The following is a 24,383-nucleotide window of genomic DNA, read 5'->3' as shown; positions in this document are numbered from 1 at the left end:
TGAGGATGGTGGTTCCTTGATCCGACTGGCGCTCCTTCTGGTTCTCTCTCTTCCCGCGGCGGCGCAGGAAGGCTTGCGGTACCGCATGCAGGTGTGGATGCGCGGCGACTCCGCGCCCATGGAGACCCGGTTCCGCCTGGTGGCCACGGAGGGCACCACCAGCCACAACCGCGTGAAGAAGCCCCGCATGGGTGGCTGGCGGCTGGAGGCCGACCGCACCCAGGGGACGCCCTACTCCCAGGCCCTGCTGCTGGGCCGGGCCGAGCGGTTGTTGTACCTGGCGGGCCCCTCGCCGCAGACCCACGCGGAGCCCATCGCCCTGCGCTTCGGCAACCGGAGCGTGCCGGTGTGGAGCCTGGAGGTGCCCGGCGGGCTGCATGCCTCGACGGTCCTCGTGGAGGTGGCGCCGGGCCTGCTGGCCCTCTGCGACCTCAGCGCGCGGTTCGAGAAGGGCGACCTGGCCCGGATCGAGCTGCACCTCGAAAGCCTGGACGGCACTGGCTCCCTGGCCCCGGCCGAAGCCGGGACGGTGCTGCTCAGCACCCTGCGCGCCTGGGCCCGGGAGGGGCAGGAGCCCGAGGAGAGCGCCTCCGTCCGCTAGTCCCTGTCAGAGCCGCCCCTGGCCGCTCGCATCCGGCTGAGGACCGTGGGTTTCGGCCTCCGGGCTGCGGGTTCAGGCTCCCAGGGGGTATCCTGGAAGGCTCGGAGGAGTCATGCCGTTCAGGGATGAATGCGGGGTGTTCGGGATCTGTCCCCAGGCGGAAGCCTCCCGGCAGACCTACCTGGGCCTCTACGCCCTCCAGCACCGGGGTCAGGAGGCCGCGGGCATCTGCTCGGGCGACGCCACCGGGCTCCACCTGCACAAGGCCCTGGGCTACGTGGCGGACGTCTTTTCCGAGACGGTGCTGGACGACCTGCCCGGCGACGCCGCCATCGGCCACACGCGCTACTCCACCACCGGCGGGAACGTGGCCTCCGCGGCCCATCCCTTCCTCATCCACGGTCGCTTCGGCCAGGTGGCCCTCTGCCACAACGGGAACCTGACCAACACCGAGACTCTGCGCGCCGCCCTGATCGCAGACGGCCACACCTTCACGAGCCCCTCGGATTCCGAGGTGCTGCTGGCCCTCATCAACCGGGCCCAGGCGGACACCCTGGAGGACGCCGTGGTCTCGGCGCTCCGCCAGGCCCAGGGCGCCTACTCCCTGCTCATCCTCACGGAGCACACCCTCATCGCGGCCCGGGATCCCCATGGCTTCCGGCCCCTGGCCATGGGGCACATGAACGGCACCACGGTGTTCAGCTCGGAGACCTGCGCCTTCGACCTGGTGGGCGCGGCCTACATCCGGGACGTGGCCCCCGGCGAGATGGTGGTGGTGCCGCGGGATGGGAGCGAGCTGCGGTCGGTCTTCCCCCTGCCCAAGGTCCAGCCGAAACCCTGCGTCTTCGAGCACATCTACTTCGCCCGGCCCGATTCCCTGGTGTACGGCAAGAGCGTCATGGTGGCCCGCCGTGAGATGGGGCGGCTGCTGGCCCTGCGGCATCCCGTGGAGGCGGACCTCATCGTGCCCGTGCCCGACAGCGGCGTGAGCGCGGCACTGGGCTACTCCGAGCAGTCCGGCATCCCCTTCGACTTCGGCATCATCCGCAACCACTACGTGGGCCGCACCTTCATCGAGCCCAAGCAGAACATCCGCAGCTTCGGCGTGAAGGTGAAGCTGAATCCCGTGCGCCACCTGCTGGCGGGCAAACGGGTGGTGCTGGTGGATGACAGCATCGTGCGCGGCACCACCAGCAAGAAGATCGTGCAGATGGTCCGCGAGGCGGGGGCCAAGGAAGTGCACATGCGCATCGCCTGCCCGCCCACGACGCACTCCTGCTTCTATGGCATCGACACCCCGCGGCGGCAGCACCTCATCGCGTCCTACATGTCCCTGAAGGAGATCGAGGGCTTCGTCGAGGCCGACAGCCTCGGCTACCTCGACCTGAAGGACCTGGAAACCTGCATGGGCGACGACGGCCATGGGTACTGCTACGCCTGCTTCACCGGCGACTACCCGGTGGTGCCGGAAGGCAGACCCTAGTCGCGCTCACAGCACGGTGCAGCGGGTCGTCTCCTTCGCGCTGAAGGATTTCCCCAGGGCCGAGCCCTGGACGTCCGCGTGCTCTTCGAGCACCAGCAGACGGTCCTGGGCGCGCTGGAAGCGCTGCCGGATGTCGATCTTCGTCCAGACGCTGGCGAGGAGCAGCACCCGGGCCCGGACTTCGATGCGGTGATCCATGGCCAGCGGCAGGCCGTCGGGTCCGATCCAGACCGTGGCCTCGTAGTCGGCCTTCTTGATGTGGTTGCGGGCCTCGGCATCCAGGTCCAGGTCCATGGCCAGACGCAGCCGGCGGGCGGGCCGGCCCTCGTAGGCCTCGGCCTTCTCCTCCAGCAACCGCGCCTTCTCCAGCTGCTCCAGCAGCCCCTCGGCGGGCCGCAGCTCGCCGTGGAACTCGCCGGAGCCCTTCTTCGCCGCTCCCGGGGCCCGGTTACTCCCCTTCGCCTTCGCCGGGGCGGCGGCGCGACTGTCCTCCAGGACCCGCATCCCCTCCGATCCATCTTCCACCACGGTGGTCCGTCGTTCCGTGCGGTCCTTCCCGGACTCCCGTTCGAGGCTCTCCGCCTCCACCTTCACCTTGACCTTCGAGGGAGCCGGCAGGCCCTTGAGCGCGGCTTTCAGGTCCGAGAGGCCGTCGGCCCGGAGCAGGGCGCCGCAGAGCAGCAGGGCCAGAGGCAGGGCAGGACGCATGGAATCACCTCGGATGGGAGGATTACGGAGAGCTCCCCTGGCGGTTGAGCCAGGGGTTGAGCCGGGTGCAGGGGGCCTATGATGGGGAGCCATGTGCCTCATCGCGCTCGCCTACCGGGCCCATCCGGACTTCGAACTCGTCCTCGCCGCCAACCGCGACGAGTACCACGCGCGCCCCACGGCGCCGGCCGGCCCCTGGCAGGATGCCCCCGAGGTGTTCGGGGGCCGCGACCTGTCCCAGGGGGGAAGCTGGCTGGCCCTGTCGCAGTCCGGCCGCCTGGCCTGCGTTACCAATGTGCGGCGCATGGTCGCCCCGGACCCCGGGGCGCCCTCGCGGGGCGCGCTGGTGGCCTCGTTCGTGCGCGGCCGGCAACCGGCCCGGACCTTCTCCGACGAGCTCCGCGAGCGGGCCATGGCCTTCGCCGGGTTCAACCTCCTGCTCTGGGACGGGTCCGAGCTGCGCTACCTGAACAACCACCCGCGGTTCCTCTCGCGGGTCGTGCCGCCCGGGGTGCATGTCGTCTCGAACGCGGATCTCGATACGCCGTGGCCCAAGACGGAAAAGCTCCGCCGTGCCATGGAAGCCTGGGCCACCGCAGGCGATGGGGGAGACGCGCCCCTCCTGGCCGCCCTGGCTGACCGGGTGCCCGCCGCCGATGCGGATCTCCCCGACACGGGTGTGGGGCTCGACCTGGAGCGCCTGCTGTCGCCGGCCTTCATCGTCAGTCCGCGCTATGGGACCCGCTGCACCACGATCATCGCCCTGCGCCGCGACGGGACAGCGCGGTTCTCCGAATGGCGGTTCGATCCGTCCGGAGAGCCCTCGGGGCATACCGAGGCCAGCTGGGCCCTGGATTCCCAGGGGCGCGCGTCATGACCGGGTCGGGACCTTCGAATGTGCCCCAGGGCCGGTTCGAGGACGGGCTCCGCTTTTTCGCGGCGGCGCTGGCCCTGGACATCGACCGTCGCCACAGCGCGGCCATCGTGACCACCGCCTGCGACGCCATCCAGTGCTTCCTGGCGGTCTTCGAAACGGCCGCCATGCGGCACCTGCCCGATCCCGAAGGCGAGGTCGCCCGGTTGCGCGGCCAGCTGGAGGCCCTGCTCACACCCCGGCAGTCGCCTGAAGATGCCGCCCGAAACGCCCTCGAAGCCGCCCGGCTGGCGCGGGACCAGGCCGCCCTGCTGCTGCCGCGGCTGATGGACTAGAACCCCACACCCACCAGCGGCACGTTCCGGGGTACGGGGTTGCCGCCGAAACGGTCCACGGGCAGGGTGGCGGAAGCGAGGCTCATCGGTTCGCCCCCCGTGCCGCCGATGCTGCGGAGGAATCGCCGAAGATCCTGGTGGAACCAGACGAGGAACTCCTGGAAGGCCACCTGGCGCAGTTCCTCCTTGGTGAGCTCGCCGACCACCTCCACCACGGCCGACCCGGAATCCGCCGGGGCCTTGAAGGTGTGCCAGGGGCGGGTGCCAGCCCCGTTGTCGCCCATGATCCGGGCCAGGAAGACCGGATCCCTGCCCGGTTCCGGCGCCTCGGGACGGGGCGCGTCCGCGGCCAGGAGGCCGGAGGCGAGACAGAGGCAGAGCAGGGTGCGCATGGCCTTGAAATGACCTGAAGGAAGGCGAGGTTCCCGGGCCGGGCTGTCAGCTGTCAGCTACCGGGGCCTGCTTTTGCAGAGAGCTGGCCGCCGACAGCTGATAGCGTCTAACCCATGCCCATCGCCATCCTCGGACCCACGGCCTCCGGCAAGTCTGCCCTGGCCGTGGCCGTGGCCCGCCGGGTGGGGGGCACCGTTGTGAACGGGGATCCCTACCAGGCCGTCGCCGGGCTGGCCATCGGCACCGGCCAGCCGGACGCGGCCGAGCGGGGAGGGGTGCCCCACGCGGGCTACGGTGAACTGCCCCTCTCGACCCGGCCCAATCCCACCCTTTTCGGAGCGTGGGTGCGGGAGCGGCTCTCGGCCTGCCGGGAGGCCGTGCTGGTCACCGGGTCGGGCCTGTACCTGCGGGGCATCTGGAACCAGCTCAGCGACCTGCCGGCGGTCCCGCCCCTCCTGGTGGCGCGCGTCCGGCGCTGGGGGACGGTCCTGGGCATCCCCGCCCTGCACCGCTACCTGGCCGCGGTGGACCCGGCCCGGGCGGCGGTCCTGCATCCCAATGACCGCGCCCGGGTGCAGCGGGCCCTCGCCCTGCACCTCGCCACGGGCCGGGCCCCCTCGGCCTTCCTGTCCGGTCCGGACACCGGGGTTCCCGAAGGATGGCGGGTCCTGGTGGTCTCGCCCGGTCGAGAGCGGCAGCGGGAACGCGTGGCGGCCCGGGTGGCCGCGCAGGTGCGCGCCGGCTGGCCGCAGGAGGCGCTGGACCTGGTGACCGCCGGACATGCGGCGGATCTGGCGGCGCTGCGTCCCCTGGGCTACGCGACCTGGCTGGCCGGCGGGGATCCCGCCGACGCCCAGGCGCTGATCGTGCAGGAGACCCAGGCCTACGCCAAGCGCCAGGCCACCTGGTTCCGCAACCAGCTGCCGGGGGTGCCCGCGTGGGATCCCGATGCCGAGCCGATGGAGACGGCCATGCAGAGGCTTGGGCTGTGATGACTCCGACCGCCTGGTACGAAGGACGCACCTCCCTGGATGTGTCGCTCGCGGCCGACTGGGCCTGGATCGGCTTGCGCTCCGGCGATGGCCTCAACCGCCTCCACAGCGACCTGCTGGTGGCGCTGGACCGGCTCTTCGTCGACCTGCGGGGGACCGGCGTGCGGCGCGTGGCGCTCAGCCATGCCGGCTGGATGGCGGAGCGCGGCCACCACTTCTCGGCTGGCGCGGACCTGCACGAGGTGGGCGCCCTGGATCCCGTGGCGGCCGAGCCCTTCGCCCGGCGGGGCCAGCGGGTGATGGGCCACCTGCTGTGGCCGGGCTGGCGGACCCTCACGCTGATCTCGGGCGTGGCCATGGGCGGCGGCTGCGACCTGGCCCTGCACGGTCAGGAGCGCTGGGCGGTGGACGCCGATCCCGCCACCGGCAGGGGGGGCCTCCGGTTGGCCCATCCCGCAGCCAAGCACGGCATCCTCACGGGCTTCGGCGGCACCGTCCGCCTGCCGGAGCTCCTGGGTCGCTCAGGGGCGGACCGACTGTTCCGGCAGTTCGAGACCTGGGGCGCCGCCGAGGCCCTGGCCGCCGGCGCGGTCCACCGCGTGCTGGCACCGGAGGCGGCACGGGCGGCCGTGCTTGCCTGGCTGGGTCAGGGTGCCTGACAAGACCCCCACCTGGCTTTTCCGCCGCCTCGTTGGGTGTTGTTAGGCCCTCTCAGTGCCGCGCGGCCAGGAGGGCGGGGACGGCCACCGCCGCGACGATGCCGAGGATGGCGCAGCAGCAGAGCAGGAAGATCGGTGTCAGTGCGGCGCAGACCCCACGCCAGGTGTCGGTCTTGTGCATGCGGGCCAGACCCATGCCGATGGCGACCATGCCGGCAATGTGGATCAGGAAACCCACGTAGGGGATCAGCGAGCCGATCTGGATGAAGGCGGAGGCGTAGCCGTAGGCGCGGACGGTCTGGTTCATGCCGATGCCAGGCCTGAGCCCGCCCCACATCCACAGGAAGAAGTGGCTGACCATCCCGCCGATGAGCATCCCCAGGAAGGTGAACAGCGGCATGAGCAGCAGGAGGGCGCCGAAGATCAGGGGCATGACGGCGGCGATGGCCCGGCCCTCATCCTTGGCGGTCTGCTCGAGGGCGGCGAGCATGATGCCCATGCCCAGGAAGAAGAAGAGCAGGGCCACGATGACGAAGACCGGGATCGACAGAAGCAGCAGGAAGCGCCACGGTGCCGAGAACCCCTCCGTGGCGGGCACCCGGTCGAAGAGCTCCAGGGGATTGCTGAACACCATCTGGAACATGGCGCCCACCCGGGCCCAGAAGCCCGGGATGGCCTCGGTGTCCTCGAAGGGGATGGGGCGTGGAGCGGGTGCCTCCGGTGGCGGGACGGCGATTCCGGGCGGGGGTGGGACGGAGGGTTCGTCCAGGGGGATGGCCGGGGGAAGCGCCTCGTTCGGACCGGTGATCTCGTTCATCCGTCGCTCCAGCTGATGGCGGCTACGCTATCACGTTTCCCGGAAGTCCCTGGGGCGCAGGTCCAGCTTCTCCAGGCGGGACAGCAGGGTGGAGGGGGCCAGACCGGCCAGGGCCGCGGCGCCATCCGCTCCGGCGATCTTGCCGCGGGTGTGGTGGAGCAGGCGCTCCAGGTAGGTTCGTTCCTGGGCCTCCCAGGTCAGGGGCCTTCCGGCGCGGTCGTGGTTGCCGCGCGCGGGCAGGGCCCCCGGGGGCAGACGCAGTTCCCGGCCCGCCGAGAGGATGGCTGCCCGCTCCAGGACGTTGTGCAGCTCGCGTACATTGCCAGGCCAGGGGTAGGCCTCCAGCTGCTCCCGCACGGCTCCGGGCAGGTGGATGGGCGGGCGCCGGTTGTCCCGGGCGAAGCGGTCCAGGAAGGCCTCGGCCAGGGCCGGAATGTCATCGGGCCGCTCCCGCAGGGGCGGGAGGTGGATGGGGAAGACACTGAGGCGGTAGAAGAGGTCCTCGCGGAAGCGTCCCTCGGCCACGGCCTTGCGCAGGTCCGTGTGGGTGGCGGCCACGAGGCGCACATCCACCTTGCGGGACTTCTCGGCGCCCAGGGGATCGATCTCCTTCTCCTGGATGGCCCGCAGCAGCTTGGGCTGGAGATCCAGGGGCAGGTCGCCGATCTCGTCGAGGAAGAGGGTGCCGCCGTCCGCCAGTTCGAACCGCCCCTTGCGCGCCGTGGCGGCGCCGCTGAAAGCCCCCTTCACGTGGCCGAAGAGCTCGGACTCGATGAGCGTGGCGGGCAGGGCGCTGCAGTTCACCTTGATGAAGGGCTTCTCGCGGCGGGGCGAGAGATGGTGCAGGGTCTGGGCGACCTTCTCCTTGCCGGTGCCGGTCTCGCCCGTGATGAGGACCGTCGCCACCGTGGCGGCCACCTGGCGCAGCTGGTCCAGGATGGCACGCATGGCGGGGCTCTCGGCCCGGAGCGGCTCCTGGAGCACGTCCCGCCGCTGGACCTCCCGGAAGTAGCTGACCTCCTCGGCCAGGCTCCGTTCCCGCTCGGCCAGGCGGGCCAGGTGCTCCGCCTGCTTGAGGCCCAGGGCCAGCAGCGACGCGAAGACGCCCACGTGGTGCAGCACGCTCTCGGGGTACTGGCGGCAGACCATGGCGTCCAGGGTCATGAGGCCGAAGGTCTCGCCCCGGCTGCGCAGCGGCGCCACCAGGCAGCTGTGGCCGTGGGGCATCTCCAGCAGGCCGTGGAAGGTGTCCTCGCCGGGATCGTCCTCCTCGAAGGTGGCGGGCTTGGACCGGGCCTTGAGCGCATTCAGCAGGCGCAGGTTCCCGCGGACGGGGATGATGGCCTCCGAGAGCTGGGGCGTGGCCAGGGGGCCCACGGCGTAGGCCACCCGGAGGGCCTCCCCTTCGCGGAGCAGCACCGTGGCGAGGTCGTAGGGCACCAGCTGGCCCAGGCGCTCGAACGCGTGGCCCACCATGCGGTCGGGCTCCTCCCCCAGGGTGAGCAGCGCGCCGGCCTCTTCCACCAGGCGGGCCCCGGTCAGGGCGGTCTCAAGTTCGGGTGCGGCCACAGGCACCTCCGGGGCTGATTCTCGACATTTCGAGAATCAGGTCAAGTTTCCGGGAGTTAAACCCTTCGCTAGTCCGAAAGGTATACTTCCATGGCTCATCAAGGACGCGCTTGATCCCCGACGCCCCCCACTTCGGCTCGTACCGCCTGCTCACCCGCCTGGGCGAGGGCGCCATGGGCGAAGTCTGGAAGGCCCTCGACCTCCGGCTGGAGCGCGAGGTGGCCCTCAAGATCCTCAAGGATGCGGATGACCTGCGCCGCAAGGCGCTCATCGGCGAGGCCAAGCTGGCCTGCCAGCTCAACCACCCGAACATCGCCCACATCTACGATGCCGGGGAGGTGGACGGCACGCCGTACATCGCCATGGAGCTGGTGGAGGGGGACACTCTCCGTGTCCTGGTGGGCCGGCCCCTGGAGGGGGGGCTCCTGCAGGACCTGGCCCGGCAGGCGGCTTCCGCCCTCTCCCACGCGCACCAGAAGGGCATCGTCCACCGCGACATCAAGCCCGAGAACATGCTCCTCACGGACGAGGGCCAGCTCAAGATCCTGGACTTCGGCATCGCCCGCCGCGGGGGCGATGACCTTGCGCCGGGGCCCACCTCCCACCACATGACCCTGGTCGAAACGACCGCGCCCGGCTACAGCCAGGGCACGCCCGCCTACATGAGCCCGGAGCAGGCCAACGGCCAGCCGCTCACCGGCCAGTCCGACCAGTTCAGCCTGGGCGTGGTGCTCTACGAGCTGGCCACGGCCATGCATCCCTTCCGCCGGGCCAGCCTGGTGGACACGCTCTACGCGGTGACCCGGGATGAACCGAAGCCTCTGGCCGAGCTGCGGCCCGACCTCCCCCGCACCCTCCGGGACGCCATCCACCGCCTGCTGTCCAAGGAGGCCAAGGACCGCTTCCCCAGCCTGCAGGCCCTGGCGGCCGGGCTGGCCGAGGACAACCCCACGGCCCAGACCCCCCATCTCGGCCAGCCGGCGCGCCGGCTCCGCCCGTCCAGGCTCCGGTGGCTCCTGGCCTCCGTGGCCACGCTCCTGGTGGTGGGATCGGGGGTCGGCGTGTTCCTGAACCGCCGGGCCCTGGCCACGGGGCTGGGCGCGGCGCGGCGGGCCTCCCGGGAGGACTTCACCAAGGGCCGGCGCGTGGTGGCCATCCTGCCCCTGGAGCAGCTGCAGCCGGATGCGGAGCACGCCTGGCTGAGCAACAGCTTCGCCGACGCCATGGCCTACGGCCTGGTCCGGCACGAGGATCTGCTGGTGGTGGACCGGCTGCGGGTGGTGGAGGCCATGAACGCCCTGGGGGATACGCCGGGACGCGCTCCCAAGGCCCTGGGCGAGCTGGGGCGCCAGCTGAAGGCCGAACTGCTGGTGCTGGGCAGCTACCAGGTGGTGGGCGACCAGCTCCGCATGGGGGTCCGGGTGGTGGACGTCGCCCACGGCACGACCCGGCATCAGTTCCAGCTGGACCGGCCCCAGGCCGACCTGTTGAAGCTGGAGGACGACCTGCAGCAGCGGCTGCCCCAGGAGATGGGCCTGGGCAGCGGTCCCGGCGCCCCGCGCATCCAGGCCCGGAACCCCCGCACCCGGGAACTCTACACGAAGGCCCTCCAGGTCATCACGGACGGCAACCAGGATTCCGTCCAGCTCGCCAACTCACTGCTGCTGTCCGCCATCGAGATCGAGCCCGACTACGCGCCGGCCCGGGCCGAGTACGCCTGGACCTTGGCGGAACTGGGGGCCACCCGGGCCCTGGGCCAGGGCCGATTCGAGGAGGGCCAGGCCCTGCTGCGCCAGGGGAAGGCCGCCGCGGAGGCGGCCATCAGCATGGACCCCGACGCCTCCCAGGCCTATCGCGCCCTCGGCTCGATCCTGCTCCGGCTGGGGGACCTGGAAGGGGCCAGCCGCTCGGCCCTCCAGGCGGTGCGCCTCGATCCGGCGGACCACAAGGCCTACGACGTGCTGGCGGACGTCTTCGCGGGCCTGGAGGGCGAGGACAACCACCAGGCCGCCCGCCGCTACTTCGAGAAATCGCTCTCGCTGTTCCCGGAGGGTTGGCAGGCCCACCACCGCTACGGGGTGCTGCTGCAGAACGAAGGGGAACTGGCGCTGGCCCTCCAGCACGCGGATCGCGCCATCTCCCTCCGGCCCGCTGCCGAGTACGCCTATGTCACCGCGGCAGATGCCCTGCTCTGGATGGGACGGGCGCAGGAGGCCGAGATCCGGCTGCGGGCCGGGCTTCGCGAGGTGCCGAATTCCAATGTCCTGCGCAGCCTCATGGCCTATGCCGCCTGGGAGCACCAGGACTTCGGCACCGCCGAGGGCTACCTGCGCGAGCTGGAGGGCGCCTGGCCCGCGGACCACTCCAACACCCTCCTCCTGGCGGGCCTGAAGCGGGCCCTGGGAGGCGATACCGCCGGCGTCCTGGCCCTCTTCGAGACCTACCGGCAGAAGCTCCTGGCTTCGGATCTCGCCGCCAAGAAGCACAACGAGAAGCGGGTGCTCTCCGTGAACCTCTACTTCATGGCCCGCATCGCCGCGAAGCTGGGGGCCGCCGTCGAGGCCCGGAACCTGGTGGATCTGGCCGACCGGCTGCATCCCGGCAAGCGCCGGGTCGCTGGCCAGGATCCCGCCTTCCGCTGAAGGCCGGCGGCTACAGCGTGCTCCGGGCCTCGGTCACCAGGACCTGGATGCGGCCGCGGACCTCGGTCATCAGGGCCTCCCGGTCCGCATGGTCCGAAGGGGCCACGGGTTCGCCCACCGCCACCACATACTGGCCCGGGCGCAGGCGGGCGCTACCCGGGGGAAGCACTTCCCGGCCGCCCACCGTGGCCATGGGCACGATGGGCACGCCGGCATCGATGGCCAGGGCGAACCCGCCCTTCTTGAAGGGCAGCATGTCGCCGGTGCGGCTGCGGGTGCCCTCGGGGAAGATCACCACGCTCTTACCGCCGCGGATCTCGTTGGCGGCTTCGTGGATGCTCTTGATGGCGCGTTCCCGGTCCCCCCGATCAATGAAGATCACACCTGCGACCCAGGCTGCCCAGCCGACGAAAGGCAGGTATTTCACTTCCTTCTTGGCGATGTAGACCGCGGGCACAGGCAAGGCGCCGATGAGGATCGGCGGATCCATCTGGCTCTCGTGGTTGGACATGAAGATCACGGGCTGGCGCCCGTCCCGGATGGCCTCGGGCAGGCGCTCCCAACCCCGCAGCGCGAAGGGGATCCGGCAGAACCAGGCCATGCCCCGGGCGTACAGGGGGCCGATCGTGAAGAAGGCGCGCCTCCGCCCCAGGAAGGGAACGGCCAGGAGGATGCCGATCACGACGGCCGGGACCAGGAGCGCGCCCCAGACGACCATCACAACCGCGCCCCACCCCGTGTTCCGCCAGTTGGCCACGACGCTCCTCCGTGCTATTCAAGCTAGCAGTTCTGGAGGTATCCCGTGGGCATCACCGAGCAGATCCTGGCCGACCACACCGCCCGGAAGGACCCCGACGGCGTCACCTGGTTCACCGCATCCGATCTGGCTCGGCTGGGCCTCCACGACCGGCTCTTCACCATCATGCAGACCGTGCAGCACACCCTCCGCATGCGGGGCGCCCGCCAGGTGGTGGAGAGTCATGGCTGCACGGACCGGTGGAGCGTGGTGGACACGCACTGAGCCTGGCCGCAGGTCAGGCCTGGACGCCGGCCTCCAGGGCGATGGCGCGCGGGTGGAGGATCTGGTTCTCCAGGTAGATGTGCAGGTGCAGGTCCTGCTCCATGGTCTCGAAGCCATCGTAGAGGGCCCGGAAGGTGTTGCAGCCATCCGGCGGCACGGTGTAGGCGCGGGTGAGTTCGCGCAGTTCGACGAGCAGGGCGCCCACGGCCTCGTGTTCCATCTCCATCACGCGGATGGGGCTCTGCACGGTACCGAAGCAGGAGGATCCGGACCGGCCCTGTTCCATCTGGCCGATGAAGGGGAAGAGGATCTGCTCTTCCTTCATCATGTGCGGCATGAGGTCGGCCACGATGGCCCGGTAGACCTCACCCACGCGGGCCAGCTCGGGGTGCCGCTCGCCGTGGGCCCGGAGCACCTTCTCGAGCAGCAGCTCCAGCCGGGGCATCTCCTCCCGGAGGTAGTCGTGGTGGGTGGCGACGATGTGCTGGGTGAGTTCCGTGAGGGGGGCCTGGGCCCAGTCCCGGGGGGAAGGAACGCCCGCCATGAAGGGCTCGAGGGCGGCCAGGCCGGCCAGGACCTGGGCCGCATCCTGCTTCGCCAGGCCGCAGGCCTCGCCGAGGCTGCGGTGGCCGCCACAGCAGTAGTCGATGCCCAGGCGCTCGAAGAAGCGCATGGTCTCGGGCCGCTCCATCACCAGTTCGCCCACCTTGGTGTTCAGTTCCACGCTCATGTCGGCTCCATCGGCGGGGACCATCCCCTGACACCCAAGATGGGGCCTTGGGTGCGTGAGGGGAATCACATCTTGACTAAAAAGGTCTGATTTTCTTTAATAACTCGAACATCCTATTTAAAACATTGATTTCATTTTTATTTAAGCCGCATCGGTGGCAGGAAGGCCTGCCTGGGGGCGGACTCCGTCTAGGGAACCGGATCGGGTCCGCCGTCGGTCAGCGGCGAGCAGCGGAGGAGGCGCCAGGTGGTGAGCAGGCCCCCGCGGAGGGTGCCGTACTTCTGGATGCAGCCCAGGCCGTAGTGGCTGCAGGTGGGGGTGAACTTGCACTGGGTGGGCAGGTGGCTGGACAGCGTGGCCTGGTAGGTGCGGATGGCGCCCCGGCAGACCCAGGCGGAGGGCTGGAAGCGTACAGGCAGGAAGGCCTCCAGCACCAGGTAGAGCCCGAAAGCCGCCAGGGGGTGGGCCAGCAGCCAGGCGGTCATCCTAGGCCTTCGCAGCATCCGCCTCGGCCTTGACCTTGCGGGCCTCCTCCAGGAAGGCGGGGACGAGGTCCTCCTCCTTCACCTTCCGGATGAGCTCGCCCTTGCGGTAGATGAGGCCCTCGCCCGCGCCGCCGGCCACGCCGAGATCCGCGTCCTTGGCCTCGCCGGGGCCGTTCACCACGCAGCCCATGACGGCGTAGGTGATGTTCTCGTGGTTGATCAGCTTGAGGCCTTCCTCGATCTCGTTGGCCACGCGGTTGAGGTCGATCTGCACGCGGCCGCAGCTGGGGCAGCTCACCATGCGGAAGCCGCCGGAACGCAGCGCCAGGGAGCGCAGCAGCTCGTGGCCCACGCGGCACTCATCCTCGCCGTCGCCGGTCAGCGAAACGCGGATGGTGTCGCCCAGGCCCTCGGCCAGCAGGATGCCCATGCCCACGCTGGAGCGGATGGTGCCGCCGAAGGGGGTGCCCGCCTCGGTGATGCCCAGGTGGAAGGGGTAGTCCACCTGCTTGGCCAGCAGGCGGTAGGCCTGCACGGTGCGGATCACGTCGCTGGCCTTGAGGCTGATCTTGATGTCGCGGAAGCCCTCACGCTCCAGGACCTCGATGTGGCGCAGTGCGCTCTCCACCATGGCCTCGGGCGTGGCGGTGCCGAACTTCTCCAGCAGGTCCTTCTCCAGGCTGCCGCCGTTGACGCCGATGCGGATGGGGATGCCCTTCGAACCGGCCTTCTCCACCACGGCCTTCACCCGATCCTGGCCGCCGATGTTGCCGGGATTGATGCGCAGGCAGGCGGCGCCGCCGTCCGCGGCCACCAGGGCCAGGCGGTAGTCGAAGTGGATGTCGGCCACGACGGGGATGGGGCTGCGGTCGCAGATCTCGTGGAAGACCTCCCCGGCCTTCTTCGTGGGCACGCTCACGCGGACGATCTCGCAGCCGGCGTTGGCGTAGGCGTAGATCTGGTTGACCGTGGCCTCCACATCCCGCGTGTCCGTCTTCGTCATGCTCTGGACGCTGATGGGGGCGTCTCCGCCGACGGGAACCTTGCCCACCAGGATCTGGCGGGTCTTCCGGCGGGGGGCGAGGGGCAGGAGTTCCTGGTCGGACATGGGGCCTCGGACTTCAAAGATTCCAGTGTACCCACCAATGAAACGACCCGGGGGACGCCGGTTTTCCGGGAAGGGGGCTCCATGCCGGAGGATTCCAGGCCGCGCTGGGGCTTGCGCTGGGTCTTGGCAGGCTTGCTACACTGGCCCCTCACCACCGAGGCCCCCATGATCATGAACACACGCAAGCACAACGATGTGCTGATCCTCTACCCCGAGGGCAAGATCACCCTGGGCGATGGCGATCAGGAACTGGGCGAGGCGGTCCGCACCTCCCTGGCCGAGGGCGCCCGCAAGATCGTGATCAATTTCAGCAAGGTGAGCTACCTGGATTCCTCAGGTGTGGGCGAACTGGTGGGCTGCTACACCTCGATCAAGGGCAAGGGCGGCGAGCTGCGCATCTGCGGCATGAGCGGCAAGATCTTCAGCCTCATCAAGATGACCAGCCTGCATTCGGTCTTCCAGGTGACGGACACCGAGGACGAGGCCCTCGCGGGCTTCTAGGGCGGTGCGTTTCCGCGCCGCCCTCGGATGCAGCCTCCTGGCCCTGGTTTCCGCCATGGGCCAGGAGGCTGCGTCGGTCCGGACGGTCCTTTCCATCCGCATCGAAGGCGGGAGCGAGGATGACCGGCGGTTCGCCCAGGCCGCGGCCGGGCTGGAGGTCGGGCGGGCCATCGACGCCGCGGCGTTCCAGCAGGCGCTCGCGGCGGTCCGCCTGGTGGACCGCTACCGCACGGTGGAGGGCAGCTTCACCCCTGATGGCGCAGTGGTCATCCACCTGGAACCGCTGCTGCCGGTGGAGAGCTGGCGCTGGGAAGGGGATCCCCTGCCCGACAGCCTGCGCAAGACCCTGCTGCCGGAGCTGCGGAAGGGGCAGCGCCTGGGAGCCCAGCACCTGAATGCCCTGGAGCGCAACGCCGAGCAGCGTCTGCGGGAGGCCGGGTACCGCCAGGCCGATGTGAAGGCGACCGTGGAGGCCGAAGGGCGGCAGCTCCGGCTGGCGCTGAGCCTCGGTCCGCCCCGGCTCATCCGGGATGTCCGCCTTGAAGGGGATCCTGCGCCCTACACGCGGGAGTCCCTGTTGAAGATCGCGGCCATCAAGCCCGGGCGCACGCACTGGACCCCGGCGGTCCAGCGGGAGGCCCAGCGCCGCCTGCGCCAGCGACTCGTGAAGGACCGGCGCCTGGAGGCCGCCATCCGCCTGGTTCCCGCCGTGGATGACGGGAGCGTGCTCATCCTGGACGTCCGGCCGGGGCCGAAGGTCACGCTGAAGGCCAAGGGCCTGAACCCACTCGGTCCCTTGTGGGGCCGCCCGCGGCTCACGGAGTTCGTGCCGCTGGTCCGGGCCGAGCGCTACGCGCCGAGCCTGCTGGACGAAGGCGACGGCCGGATCGCGGCCTATTTCCGCGACCAGGGCTACCCCGAGGTCAAGGTGTCGCATGTCCGCGAGGTGACGGCCGGCACCGCGGACCAACCCAAGGCCGTGACCATCACCTACACCGTGGACCAGGGACCCCGCCGGGTCCTGGGCAAGGTGTCTTTCGAAGGGAACCGCGAGCTGTCGGAGGCGGAACTGTCGCGGGCGGTGGCGCTTCCCAGGCGGTTCCTCCTCCTGCCGCCCCACGCCAAGGCGGAGGCCATGAAGGCCCTGGAGGACCGCCTCACGGCGTACTACCTCCAGCGCGGGTTCCCCGAAGTGCGGGTGCGCCGTCGGGTGGAAGGCGGCCAAGGCAGCGCGGTGGATGTGCGCCTCGTCATCCGGGAGGGTCAGCGGCGCTTCCTCGATGCGCTGGTGCTGGAATTGCCCGCGGATCCGGCCTACCCCAGGGATCGGCTGGCGCGCAGCCTGCTGCTGGTGCTGGGGGACCGTCCAGTGAAGGGGGCCGGCGCCTCGACCTACCGTTCAGACCGGCGCCACCTCCAGGGTTTTGAGGGCACCCTCGAGACCACGCCGGAAGGAGCCCGCCTGACCTTCAAGCCCGCGCTTCCCCTGGTGCGCAACGACCTGGCGCTGGTGGTCTCGGACCTGCGCCAGCGTCTGTCTTCGGCGGGGTCCGCGAACCCGCAGGTGAAGCTGACCTTCGAGGATGACGAGACCAAGCCGGTGGTGCGCATCCAGGTGCCCGCCCAGCCTCTGGATCGCACGCGGCGGCTGGTGGTGCAGGGGAGCGACCGGACGCGCGCCGAGGCGGTGCTGCGGGAGACCGCCCTGGCCCCGGGGATGCCGCTGGATCCCGCGAAACTGGACGAGAGCCAGGTCCAGCTGGGGGGACTCGGGGCCTTCCAGCGGGTGGACCTGCTCACCCTGAAGGATCTCGAGGGCCAGGAGAAGGAACCCTGGCAGCGCGGAGACCTCGCCCTGCGCCTGCAGGAGCGGAGTCCCTGGGTGTTCACCGAGTCCTTCGGCTACGACAACACCCAGGGCTACCACTTCGGCCTGAATGCCCAGCGCCTGAACGTGGGCGGCATGGGGCGCACCCTGGATTTCGGCCTCCGGGCCGGGGATCAGACCCTCGACAGCCCCTTCCTGCGCCGGGCCTTCCCCACAGGGGAGATCAAGCGGTCCGTGGACAGCTACAGCATCGGCTACACCGACCCCTGGTTCCTGCCCGGCTCACTGGATTCGCTGCTGGCGCCCCGCACGCGGTTCCGGCTGGAGGGCGCCTACATCGAGGAGGCCCAGGCCGCCTTCTTCGCCCGCCGCCGCCGCTTCACGCCGAGCCTGGAGTGGAAGGTCAGCCCCGTGCAGTCGGTCCAGCTCGGCTACCGGTTCGAGCGGGTGGAGGTGGCCTCCAATACCGACAGCAATGGCGTGCCGCTGCTCGCAGGCCAGGACCTCTTCCTGCTGGCGAGGACACCGCCCCGCAGCATCATTTCCGCGCCCTACCTCCAGATCGCCGTGGATCGACGGGACCGCCCCTACGATCCCACCCAGGGCACCTTCTTCCTGGGCCGGCTGGAGCTGGCGAACCAGTTCTTCGGGACCTCCGCCAACAGCAGTTTCGTAAAGGCGGACCTGCGCTACCAATGGAACTGGCCCGTGGGCTTCCACGCGGAGAACGGCGTGGTCATGATCAGCACCCGATTGGGGCTCGCCCGGCCCACGGCGCAGTCCGCGAAGGATCTGCCGCTGTCCGAGCGCTTCTTCGGCGGCGGCTCCTTCACCGTGCGTGGCGTGGAGCCGGACATGCTGGGAAACATCCAGCACACGGACACCAAGGCCAACGTGCTGGCTCAACCCATCCCCCTCGGCGGCCAGGCCATCGTGGTGTTGAACCTGGAATACAGGTTCCCGCTGTTCGGATGGCAGAGCGTCTGGGGCGAGGTGTTCGTCGACGCCGGGCAGATCTACCACAGCCCCGCCCCCCAGGACTACGAATTGGACCTCACCACGGTCCCGGCCACCCCCAGGGCCATCCCAGCCCAAGCGCCACAATACCCCCCCCTGCGCATCACGCCAGGCATCGGTCTGATCCTCAAGCTGGGGTTCCCCCTGAAGATCGAATACGCCGCCGACTGGAAGCGCATCATGGGTCGCCCCCGCACCCAGGACGAGCGCGACACCCAGCTCAAGAGCCTGCTGATCTCGGCGGGGTTCCAGTTCTGAGCGACGTCGAACCTCCCGCTGCCTGAGCCGGGATCGGTGGCCTCCCAGGGGGGCCCGCCCAGGAAGGGCGAGCGTCTACCGCTGGGAGCCCGGAATCGACCGTTCGCCTGTTTTTTCTGCCTGGGTCCGAGCAGGGACCCATATTGACGGCCTTCGTTCCGGGTCCATCCAGGGCCATGCGCATGGGTTTGGGTGACCCGGCTTCTTGATCGCCGCTGTCGCGAACGGGTTGCGGCCATGGCGGCGTTCCACCGGCAACCCGGTTTCAGGAGGACCCCATGTTGTCCAAAGCTGCCCTGGATTTCCTGCTTCGCCTGACGGACTGGTTCCATGGCCACTGGGAGGATCCCGAGTGGGGGAAGCGCCCCACCACCCAGATCCTCATTGCGCTGGCGCTCCGGGACTTGGCCACCGGCCTCCACGACGCAGAGTCCCGGGGCCAGATCCAGGCGGCCGCCGACAAGGTCATCGCGAAGCACGGCCAGGCCATGAGCCGGGCCTGATCGCTTAGGGGATCGGCGGGTTGGAGAGAACCATCAAGGCCACTGGCCATGGCCTTCACTAATCAGGGCGGTCTCGAACCATGCGTCCGGCTGGGCACGGGCCCTACCTGCCCGCCGGACTTTCTCGGCGGCCCGAGACCGCCCGATTGGAGATACAGAAAAGGCCGCTTGTCAGCGGCCTTCAGTGGTTGGCGCGGGCGGTCTCGAACCGCCGACCCCTACCGTGTCAATTTTGAGAAACGCGATTTTCAACACTTACGTGGACTTTGGCGGACCTGTCCGGATTTCGACGAACTCCATAAAAATATGATAAAAAAGGGACTTGTTGATTTTTAGGTTGTGGAGGTCCACACTCGTCTGTGCCGAGTTTTTGACGCCATTTTGACGCGGTACGGGGTGCAAACCATGGCCAGGACGAAGCGGAGCGCTTCCCTCGACAGCCGAAACAAGCGGTTGGAGCTCACCCCCGGGGATCTCCACCTCGAACAGATCCGAGCCGGGTCCTATTTGCTGTACCGACGCCCGACCAACGGATCGGCGGGGAACTGGTTGGTTCGGTGGTACGACCCGGATACCCGGAAACAGCGCCAGGAGCGCATGGGCACCGCGGATGACTTCGCGGTGGCGGATGGGATTGGGGTCCTCAGCTACAAGCAGGCCACCGACAAGGCCGAGCTTTGGTTCAAGACCCGCAACCGTTTCGCGATCCTCGCTGCGGAAGGTGAGGTGGTTCCTGTAGGCCCCTACAGCGTGGCGGATGCCTTCAGGGATTACCTGTACGACGCCAAGCGCCGGGGCATGAAGGGGCTGCTCATCACCGAGCAGACGGCCAACGCCCACATCATTCCTGTCCTGGGTGCCGTGGCTGTCGCCAAGCTCACCCGGCGGAAGATCGAGGATTGGCATCTGGCCCTCTCCGAGACCCCCCGGAAGACCACAGGCAAGCCCAAGGACGAGGATCCGGAGGACGAAGCCGAGGACGGCAGCGCTCCAAAGGCTGAAGAAGCGCCGAGGCCTCCCATGTCGGAAGAGGAGACGCGCAAGCGCCGGAACACCTCGAACCGGGTGCTCAGCATCCTGAAGGCGGCCCTCAATCACGCCCTCGCCAGCAACAAGGTCCTCGAACCTGCCCCATGGCGCTTCGTGAAGCCCTTCAAGAACGTGAGCTCCTCCCGGGTGCGTTATCTGACCATTGCGGAGCAGCGGAAGCTTGTGGAGGCCTCAGAGCCCGATTTCCGAGCCCTAGTGCAAGCGGCCCTGTTCAGCGGTGCCCGATACGGAGAGCTCACACGCCTGCGGGTCCAGGACTTCAGCGCCCGGAATGGAAGCCTCTACATCGAGTTCTCGAAATCGGGGAAGAGCCGCCACGTGTTCCTCACTGAGGAGGCACAAGCCTGGTTCAGCCAGATCGTTGAGGGACGCGATTCCTGCGAGCTCCTCCTGACGCGAGGGAATGTGCTCCGCACCAAGCGGAAGGGCCTCGTGGAAGACAAGGGTTGGGCCCCCTACGATCAGGTCTATTGCATGAACCAGGCGTGCGAGGCGGCCGGGCTTCCGCCTTTCACCTTCCACGAGCTCAGGCACACGTATGCCAGCGCTCTTGTGAACCACGGGGTTCCACTGGCCTATGTCGCGGCCCAGCTCGGGCACAGCGATACGCGCATGGTGGAGCGGTACTACGGGCACCTCAGTCCCAACGCCCAGGCGGATTCCGTGAGGACACACGCTCCCAAACTCGGTATTGGCGCAACCAAAGTTCAACCTCTGAGATTTACCGGCGCCTGAGTTAACGGGGGAAGGTTGACCTTTTGTCTAACGCGCAATGATCAATTCATCTAATCATTTCGATCCCATTGGGAAAGATCGATTGTAGTACATTCGGTAAAGCGAAAACCCGGTGCCTTAAGAGCTGACAAGCGTTTTGATCTCTACGGGGGGAATGTCTTGTACGTCTTCGTAAATGAATCCCATCTTGATGCATGGGTTCGATCAAATCCCGCTATCGCGCCAGGGCTGATAGCTGAGCTGGTACAACGCCTGATTGCAGTCACTGCAAAGGAACCATCTGATAAACGGTTCCAAGGGCGCCAAGGCACCAATCAGCACGGCGTGGATGGGTGGCTTGAAGTGCCAGAAGCGACGCCACCATACATCCCAAAGAGAAAATCAGTCTGGATGTTGGGCACCGGCATAGATTCAAGAGGAAAAGCAAATGAGGACTACAAATCTGCCACAGCTGCAGTCCCTGAGGCTGATCGTAAGGAATCGACACTGGTACTTGTGACCCCTATTTCTGCTTCAAAGGGCTGGAAGTTTACTTTCCTCAACGGCGGACAACAGGAGTGGGTTAAAAAAAAGAAGGCCGAGAAGAAATGGGCAGACATCCGGATCATCGATGGAACAGCCCTCAATGAATGGCTGATGTCTCACGAAGGTGTAAGCCATTGGCTGGCTACACAGGTGCTTCCTATCTCGCCAGGAGGCATGGAGACTACGGATCAAAGGTGGCTGACAACAAAATCATTCGGGGAACCGCCACCATTGAATCCAGATGTCTTCACAACAGGGCGAGATCTGGCATGTCGAAAACTTGATGAAGCTTTCCAGACTAGTGGTGGTCTGGTCACTCTGAGCACTCATAGTCCAGATCACATACCTGATTTCGTTTCAGCCTATGTCGCATCGCTTCCGGAGCTCCAGCGTGATGAGGCCGTTGGACGGTGCGTAATCGTCCGCGACCTCGACACCTGGGTGCGCCTTACCGGCAGCAAGGAACCCTTGATCTTGGTGGTTGGTCCCACTCTCGACCTAACTACCTCCGATGGGACCAATTTGATTCAGCGGGCCAGGAAGAATGGTCATTCAGTAATCCGGGGAGTCCTTCCTGGTGGCGTCCCCGATGTCCTCACGGCTCCTCTCCCGTGGCCGTCAGTTCAAAAGCTTACCGAGGCGTTAAAAGCATCGGGATACCCCGAGGAACGAGCGAGGAACGTCGCAGAAAAAACGAAGGGAAACATCCCCTTCCTCCTGAGACTCCTCCAAGGCTTATCAATGCATCCAGACTGGTCGCAACGGGGTGATGCCTCAGAACTTGCGATCGCGACCACAATAGGCTCGTGGGACGAATCATCAGAGGCGGATCTACAAGCCGTGCGTCGTGTCCTGGGAAAACCCTATGGGGAGTGGATTGAGAAGATTCGGGAATTCCTGTTTCTTCCTGGCACTCCCCTGCAGCAAAAAAATAAGATCTGGAGGTTTCACACGAGATTTGAGGCATGGCTCGGTGTAGGACACCGCATTTTCGAAAATCAAGTCCGGATGGGCACCGACTTGGCGATCGATGTCCTGTCTGAATCAAACCCTGGGCTTGATCTAGGCAAGGACCAGCGATTTGCTGCTTCGATCTTCGGGAAATCAAACCAGTACTCGAGCTCTCTCAGGGAAGGGCTTGCGGATTTCTTAGCCCTGTTGGGAAGTCACCCCGAAGCTCTCATTTCTTGTGGGGTAGGAATCCCGGAGAGAGAAGCAGAGAGAGCAGTGCGAAGGCTACTTGCAAATCACGATTGGAGGCGCTGGGCGTCGTTAACAAATCTGCTCCCACAGCTTGCGGAGGCATCGCCAGCAGCATTTCTAGAAGCCGTAGAGTTTGGACTGGCCGATCCAAACGCATGTTTCGAAACACTCTTTGAGCAGAATGGGCAGTTTCCATTTGGGATGTCATACATGCCAGGCCTCCTTTGGGCATTAGAGACGCTCGCGTGGGATGAAAACCTGCTCCCCAGGGTATCGAATGCATTGGCCGAGCTTGATGCGATCGACCCAGGGGGAAACTCTGGAAATACGCCTGAACACTCACTCAAAACCATTTTGATGCCTTGGCTACCTCAAACCACAGCCTCAGTGGATTTGAGGTTGTCGACACTTCGTCGTCTTGCCGATGATTACCCGGCGTTGGCCTGGAAACTGTTTCTGACCTTCCTGCCTAGCGCTCATGCAGTGTCTGATATGAGCAGGAGGCCGGCCTGGAGAGATTTCATTCCGGCAGATTTCAAGGAATCTGTGTCAAATCAGGATTATTTGGCCCAGATTGAGGCCATCTCGGGTATGTCCCTTGATCTGGGATGGAGGCAAAGGGAGTATTTGCCTGAGCTGCTCGCAGAAGTCAATCGCCTTGCGCCCGCGCAGATACATCGACTGAACTCGCTACTGCACTCGGAGGAGTTCATGTCGCTCGACGAAGCGATTCGTCTGGACTGCTGGAGAAATCTAAAGAGATCTTTACGTCGGCATCGGCAGTACCCAGATACGGGTTGGCGATTAGATCCGCAAGTCTTCGAAGCTCTTGAGGTGACTTGCGATCTAATCAAGCCGGATTCAGTCGAGCTGTTAGCTAGAGAACTCTTCCACTCCCGAGATTTCGAATATTTCGACGACGACGATGAAGACCTTACTCTCCGGATGGAGAGATTGATTGATTCCCGTCGAACCACTGTAGAGAAGCTGTTCGGCGCGGAAGGACTTCCTGGTTTGTTACGCCTTGCGGAAAGTAGTGAGGCACCGTTCAAGGTCGGTATTGCCGTTGGAGATTCGGAAATTTCGGGAATCGATCAGGCTTTACTCCCCGCTCTACTAGGCGCAGAACACGAGCCGATTGCGAAATTCACTAACGGATATGTTGTCGGGCGCTTCTCACGTCAGAGGTGGGAGTGGATAGATTCCCTAACCTTGCAAACATGGGATGAATCTAAGCTCCCTGCGCTATTCTCTCTTCTCCCCTTCCATCAAGATACCTGGTCGAGAGCAGAACAACTGATGGGTGAGAATGCTCGGCTCTACTGGGCAGTAACAAGGGTAAATCCTTACGAACCCGACGTTGACCTCGTTTCCGCAGCTTGTTGCCTGCTAGACAATGGCCGCCCCGACATGGCGTTGCTATGCATTAAACGAATGGTGCATGAACGCCTGCCGTTTGATGAACAGATTGCAGTGAAATCCCTGTTGGAAGTTGCTACCCGTGAAGATCAGCTTCTCGCTATAGATTTCTACAGCGTTGGAGAAGTGATCAAGCACCTCCAGGAATCACCCCAAACCTCTATTGACGACCTTATTGCAATTGAATGGACATACTTGCCATTCTTCGAACACCACTTCGGGATTACCCCCAGAGGCCTATGGGAATCACTGTCAAGAGACCCAGCAAGATATATCGAAATGATAGAGATCCTCTACCGCCCGGAGGACCAAGAAAAAGCGCAGTCAGAGCTCACTGACCGAGAGAAGGCAAACGCATCCAATGCCTATCATCTATTAAGAGGCTGGGCCATCCCACCGGGGATGAATCCAGACGGGACTTTCAATGAAGCCGCCCTTGAAAAATGGATCTCGGTGGTTCGTGACACCTGTGCTTCGAACGGACGTCTTAGGCCTGCTTTGCTGACTCTTGGCGAGGTGTTGATTCACGCCCCTGCGGATCTCGATGGCTTTTGGATTAATCGAGCGGTCGCCAAGGTTCTTGATGCAAAGGATGCGGAGCTGATTAGGTCCGGATTTAGAATGGGTGAATTCAATTCGCGGGGGGTCCACTGGGTTGACCCGGAGGGCAAGCCTGAAAGAGATCTCGCAGCCCGGTATCAAGAGAGGGGAAGAGCAGCCGACCTCGCCGGGTATGTTCGACTCGCTGCTACGATGCGGGAGCTTTCCGAATCCTATCTTCGAGAAGCAGAAAGAGTCCAAACTATGCATGAGTGATTCATGTATGGAAAGTTTTTCCCGCGCAAAATGAAAGGCAATCCGTATCTCAACGGTATTAGTGCCTGACTTGAGCAGAGCCGAGGAAGCGAAACGAAGAGAAAGAGCGGA

At 66.5% G+C, this 24,383-nt stretch carries 21 protein-coding genes; 13 read left to right on the top strand and 8 right to left on the bottom strand.

Annotation, left to right across the window (positions count from 1 at the left end):
* Positions 1–16 precede the first annotated feature (16 nt).
* Positions 17–601 (top strand): hypothetical protein, encoded by a 585-nt coding sequence (locus tag MLE43_RS13010; protein ID WP_243304710.1) that lies wholly within the window; start codon positions 17–19, stop codon positions 599–601.
* A gap of 112 nt (positions 602–713) precedes the next feature.
* Positions 714–2,084 carry an amidophosphoribosyltransferase gene (gene purF, locus MLE43_RS13005; protein WP_243304708.1) on the top strand — a complete coding sequence of 457 codons (1,371 nt, stop codon included), beginning with the start codon at positions 714–716 and terminating at the stop codon, positions 2,082–2,084.
* Between the two features lie 6 nt (positions 2,085–2,090).
* Here purF and MLE43_RS13000 read toward each other — a convergent pair whose 3' ends face one another.
* On the bottom strand, positions 2,091–2,792 hold the full coding sequence (locus MLE43_RS13000; protein ID WP_243304706.1) for a hypothetical protein: 702 nt from the start codon (positions 2,790–2,792) through the stop codon (positions 2,091–2,093).
* A 91-nt stretch (positions 2,793–2,883) separates the two neighbouring features.
* On the opposite strand from MLE43_RS13000, the gene MLE43_RS12995 reads away from it, so the two are divergent.
* Both MLE43_RS12995 and MLE43_RS12990 read left to right on the top strand, forming a co-directional pair.
* On the top strand, positions 2,884–3,669 hold the full coding sequence (locus MLE43_RS12995; RefSeq protein ID WP_243304704.1) for an NRDE family protein: 786 nt from the start codon (positions 2,884–2,886) through the stop codon (positions 3,667–3,669).
* Positions 3,666–4,001, top strand: coding sequence for a hypothetical protein (locus MLE43_RS12990; protein ID WP_243304702.1), 336 nt, complete (start codon positions 3,666–3,668; stop codon positions 3,999–4,001). Before MLE43_RS12995 ends, MLE43_RS12990 begins: the two co-directional genes overlap by 4 nt.
* Here the strand turns inward: MLE43_RS12990 and MLE43_RS12985 are convergent.
* Positions 3,998–4,393 (bottom strand): hypothetical protein, encoded by a 396-nt coding sequence (locus MLE43_RS12985; protein WP_243304700.1) that lies wholly within the window; start codon positions 4,391–4,393, stop codon positions 3,998–4,000. The genes MLE43_RS12990 and MLE43_RS12985 overlap by 4 nt on opposite strands.
* A gap of 114 nt (positions 4,394–4,507) precedes the next feature.
* Here MLE43_RS12985 and MLE43_RS12980 point away from each other — a divergent pair, with 114 nt between their 5' ends.
* Together MLE43_RS12980 and MLE43_RS12975 are read left to right on the top strand one after the other, a co-directional pair.
* Entirely contained in the window at positions 4,508–5,386 is an 879-nt protein-coding gene (locus tag MLE43_RS12980) for a tRNA (adenosine(37)-N6)-dimethylallyltransferase (protein ID WP_243304699.1), read from the top strand.
* On the top strand, positions 5,386–6,045 hold the full coding sequence (locus MLE43_RS12975) for an enoyl-CoA hydratase/isomerase family protein (RefSeq protein WP_243304697.1): 660 nt from the start codon (positions 5,386–5,388) through the stop codon (positions 6,043–6,045). The genes MLE43_RS12980 and MLE43_RS12975 overlap by 1 nt, the downstream gene beginning before the upstream one ends.
* A gap of 52 nt (positions 6,046–6,097) precedes the next feature.
* Here the strand turns inward: MLE43_RS12975 and MLE43_RS12970 are convergent, their stop codons facing one another.
* On the bottom strand, positions 6,098–6,862 hold the full coding sequence (locus MLE43_RS12970) for a YIP1 family protein (protein ID WP_243304694.1): 765 nt from the start codon (positions 6,860–6,862) through the stop codon (positions 6,098–6,100).
* 30 nt (positions 6,863–6,892) lie between these two features.
* Positions 6,893–8,431 carry a sigma 54-interacting transcriptional regulator gene (locus MLE43_RS12965; protein WP_243304693.1) on the bottom strand — a complete coding sequence of 513 codons (1,539 nt, stop codon included), beginning with the start codon at positions 8,429–8,431 and terminating at the stop codon, positions 6,893–6,895.
* Positions 8,432–8,541: 110 nt separating this feature from the next.
* Here MLE43_RS12965 and MLE43_RS12960 point away from each other — a divergent pair, with 110 nt between their 5' ends.
* On the top strand, positions 8,542–11,073 hold the full coding sequence (locus MLE43_RS12960; RefSeq protein ID WP_243304691.1) for a serine/threonine-protein kinase: 2,532 nt from the start codon (positions 8,542–8,544) through the stop codon (positions 11,071–11,073).
* A gap of 10 nt (positions 11,074–11,083) precedes the next feature.
* On the opposite strand, the gene MLE43_RS12955 is transcribed toward MLE43_RS12960, so the two are convergent.
* Positions 11,084–11,830, bottom strand: a complete 747-nt coding sequence (locus tag MLE43_RS12955) for a lysophospholipid acyltransferase family protein (RefSeq protein WP_243304689.1) — start codon at positions 11,828–11,830, stop codon at positions 11,084–11,086.
* Between the two features lie 45 nt (positions 11,831–11,875).
* Here MLE43_RS12955 and MLE43_RS12950 point away from each other — a divergent pair, with 45 nt between their 5' ends.
* On the top strand, positions 11,876–12,094 hold the full coding sequence (locus MLE43_RS12950) for a hypothetical protein (protein ID WP_243304688.1): 219 nt from the start codon (positions 11,876–11,878) through the stop codon (positions 12,092–12,094).
* Positions 12,095–12,107: 13 nt separating this feature from the next.
* Here MLE43_RS12950 and ric read toward each other — a convergent pair whose 3' ends face one another.
* The 3 genes from ric to ispG all read right to left on the bottom strand — a co-directional run bounded on the left by ric (position 12,108) and on the right by ispG (position 14,417).
* Positions 12,108–12,824 carry an iron-sulfur cluster repair di-iron protein gene (ric, locus tag MLE43_RS12945; protein ID WP_243304686.1) on the bottom strand — a complete coding sequence of 239 codons (717 nt, stop codon included), beginning with the start codon at positions 12,822–12,824 and terminating at the stop codon, positions 12,108–12,110.
* A gap of 188 nt (positions 12,825–13,012) precedes the next feature.
* Positions 13,013–13,243, bottom strand: a complete 231-nt coding sequence (gene yidD, locus MLE43_RS12940; RefSeq protein ID WP_420843210.1) for a membrane protein insertion efficiency factor YidD — start codon at positions 13,241–13,243, stop codon at positions 13,013–13,015.
* A 67-nt stretch (positions 13,244–13,310) separates the two neighbouring features.
* Positions 13,311–14,417: a flavodoxin-dependent (E)-4-hydroxy-3-methylbut-2-enyl-diphosphate synthase gene (gene ispG / locus MLE43_RS12935; RefSeq protein ID WP_243304681.1), complete on the bottom strand. Its 1,107-nt coding sequence runs from the start codon at positions 14,415–14,417 to the stop codon at positions 13,311–13,313.
* A gap of 165 nt (positions 14,418–14,582) precedes the next feature.
* Between ispG and MLE43_RS12930 the strand changes: the two genes are divergently transcribed.
* From MLE43_RS12930 to MLE43_RS12910, 5 genes are all read left to right on the top strand, one after another.
* Positions 14,583–14,918, top strand: a complete 336-nt coding sequence (locus MLE43_RS12930; protein ID WP_243304679.1) for an STAS domain-containing protein — start codon at positions 14,583–14,585, stop codon at positions 14,916–14,918.
* Between the two features lie 4 nt (positions 14,919–14,922).
* On the top strand, positions 14,923–18,021 hold the full coding sequence (locus tag MLE43_RS12925) for a BamA/TamA family outer membrane protein (protein ID WP_243304677.1): 3,099 nt from the start codon (positions 14,923–14,925) through the stop codon (positions 18,019–18,021).
* A gap of 278 nt (positions 18,022–18,299) precedes the next feature.
* A complete protein-coding gene (locus tag MLE43_RS12920) occupies positions 18,300–18,524 on the top strand; it encodes a hypothetical protein (RefSeq protein ID WP_243304674.1) in 225 nt (74 codons plus the stop codon).
* Positions 18,525–19,121: 597 nt separating this feature from the next.
* Entirely contained in the window at positions 19,122–20,309 is a 1,188-nt protein-coding gene (locus MLE43_RS12915; protein ID WP_243304672.1) for a tyrosine-type recombinase/integrase, read from the top strand.
* 159 nt (positions 20,310–20,468) lie between these two features.
* Positions 20,469–24,272, top strand: coding sequence for a hypothetical protein (locus tag MLE43_RS12910; protein ID WP_243304670.1), 3,804 nt, complete (start codon positions 20,469–20,471; stop codon positions 24,270–24,272).
* Positions 24,273–24,383: the final 111 nt, after the last annotated feature.

Origin of the sequence: Geothrix oryzisoli, assembly GCF_022808865.1 — a bacterium.
GTDB classification, from domain to species: Bacteria; Acidobacteriota; Holophagae; order Holophagales; family Holophagaceae; genus Geothrix; species Geothrix oryzisoli.
Note: the sequence above shows the minus strand (reverse complement) of the source record. Positions and strands in the feature narration are given on the sequence as shown.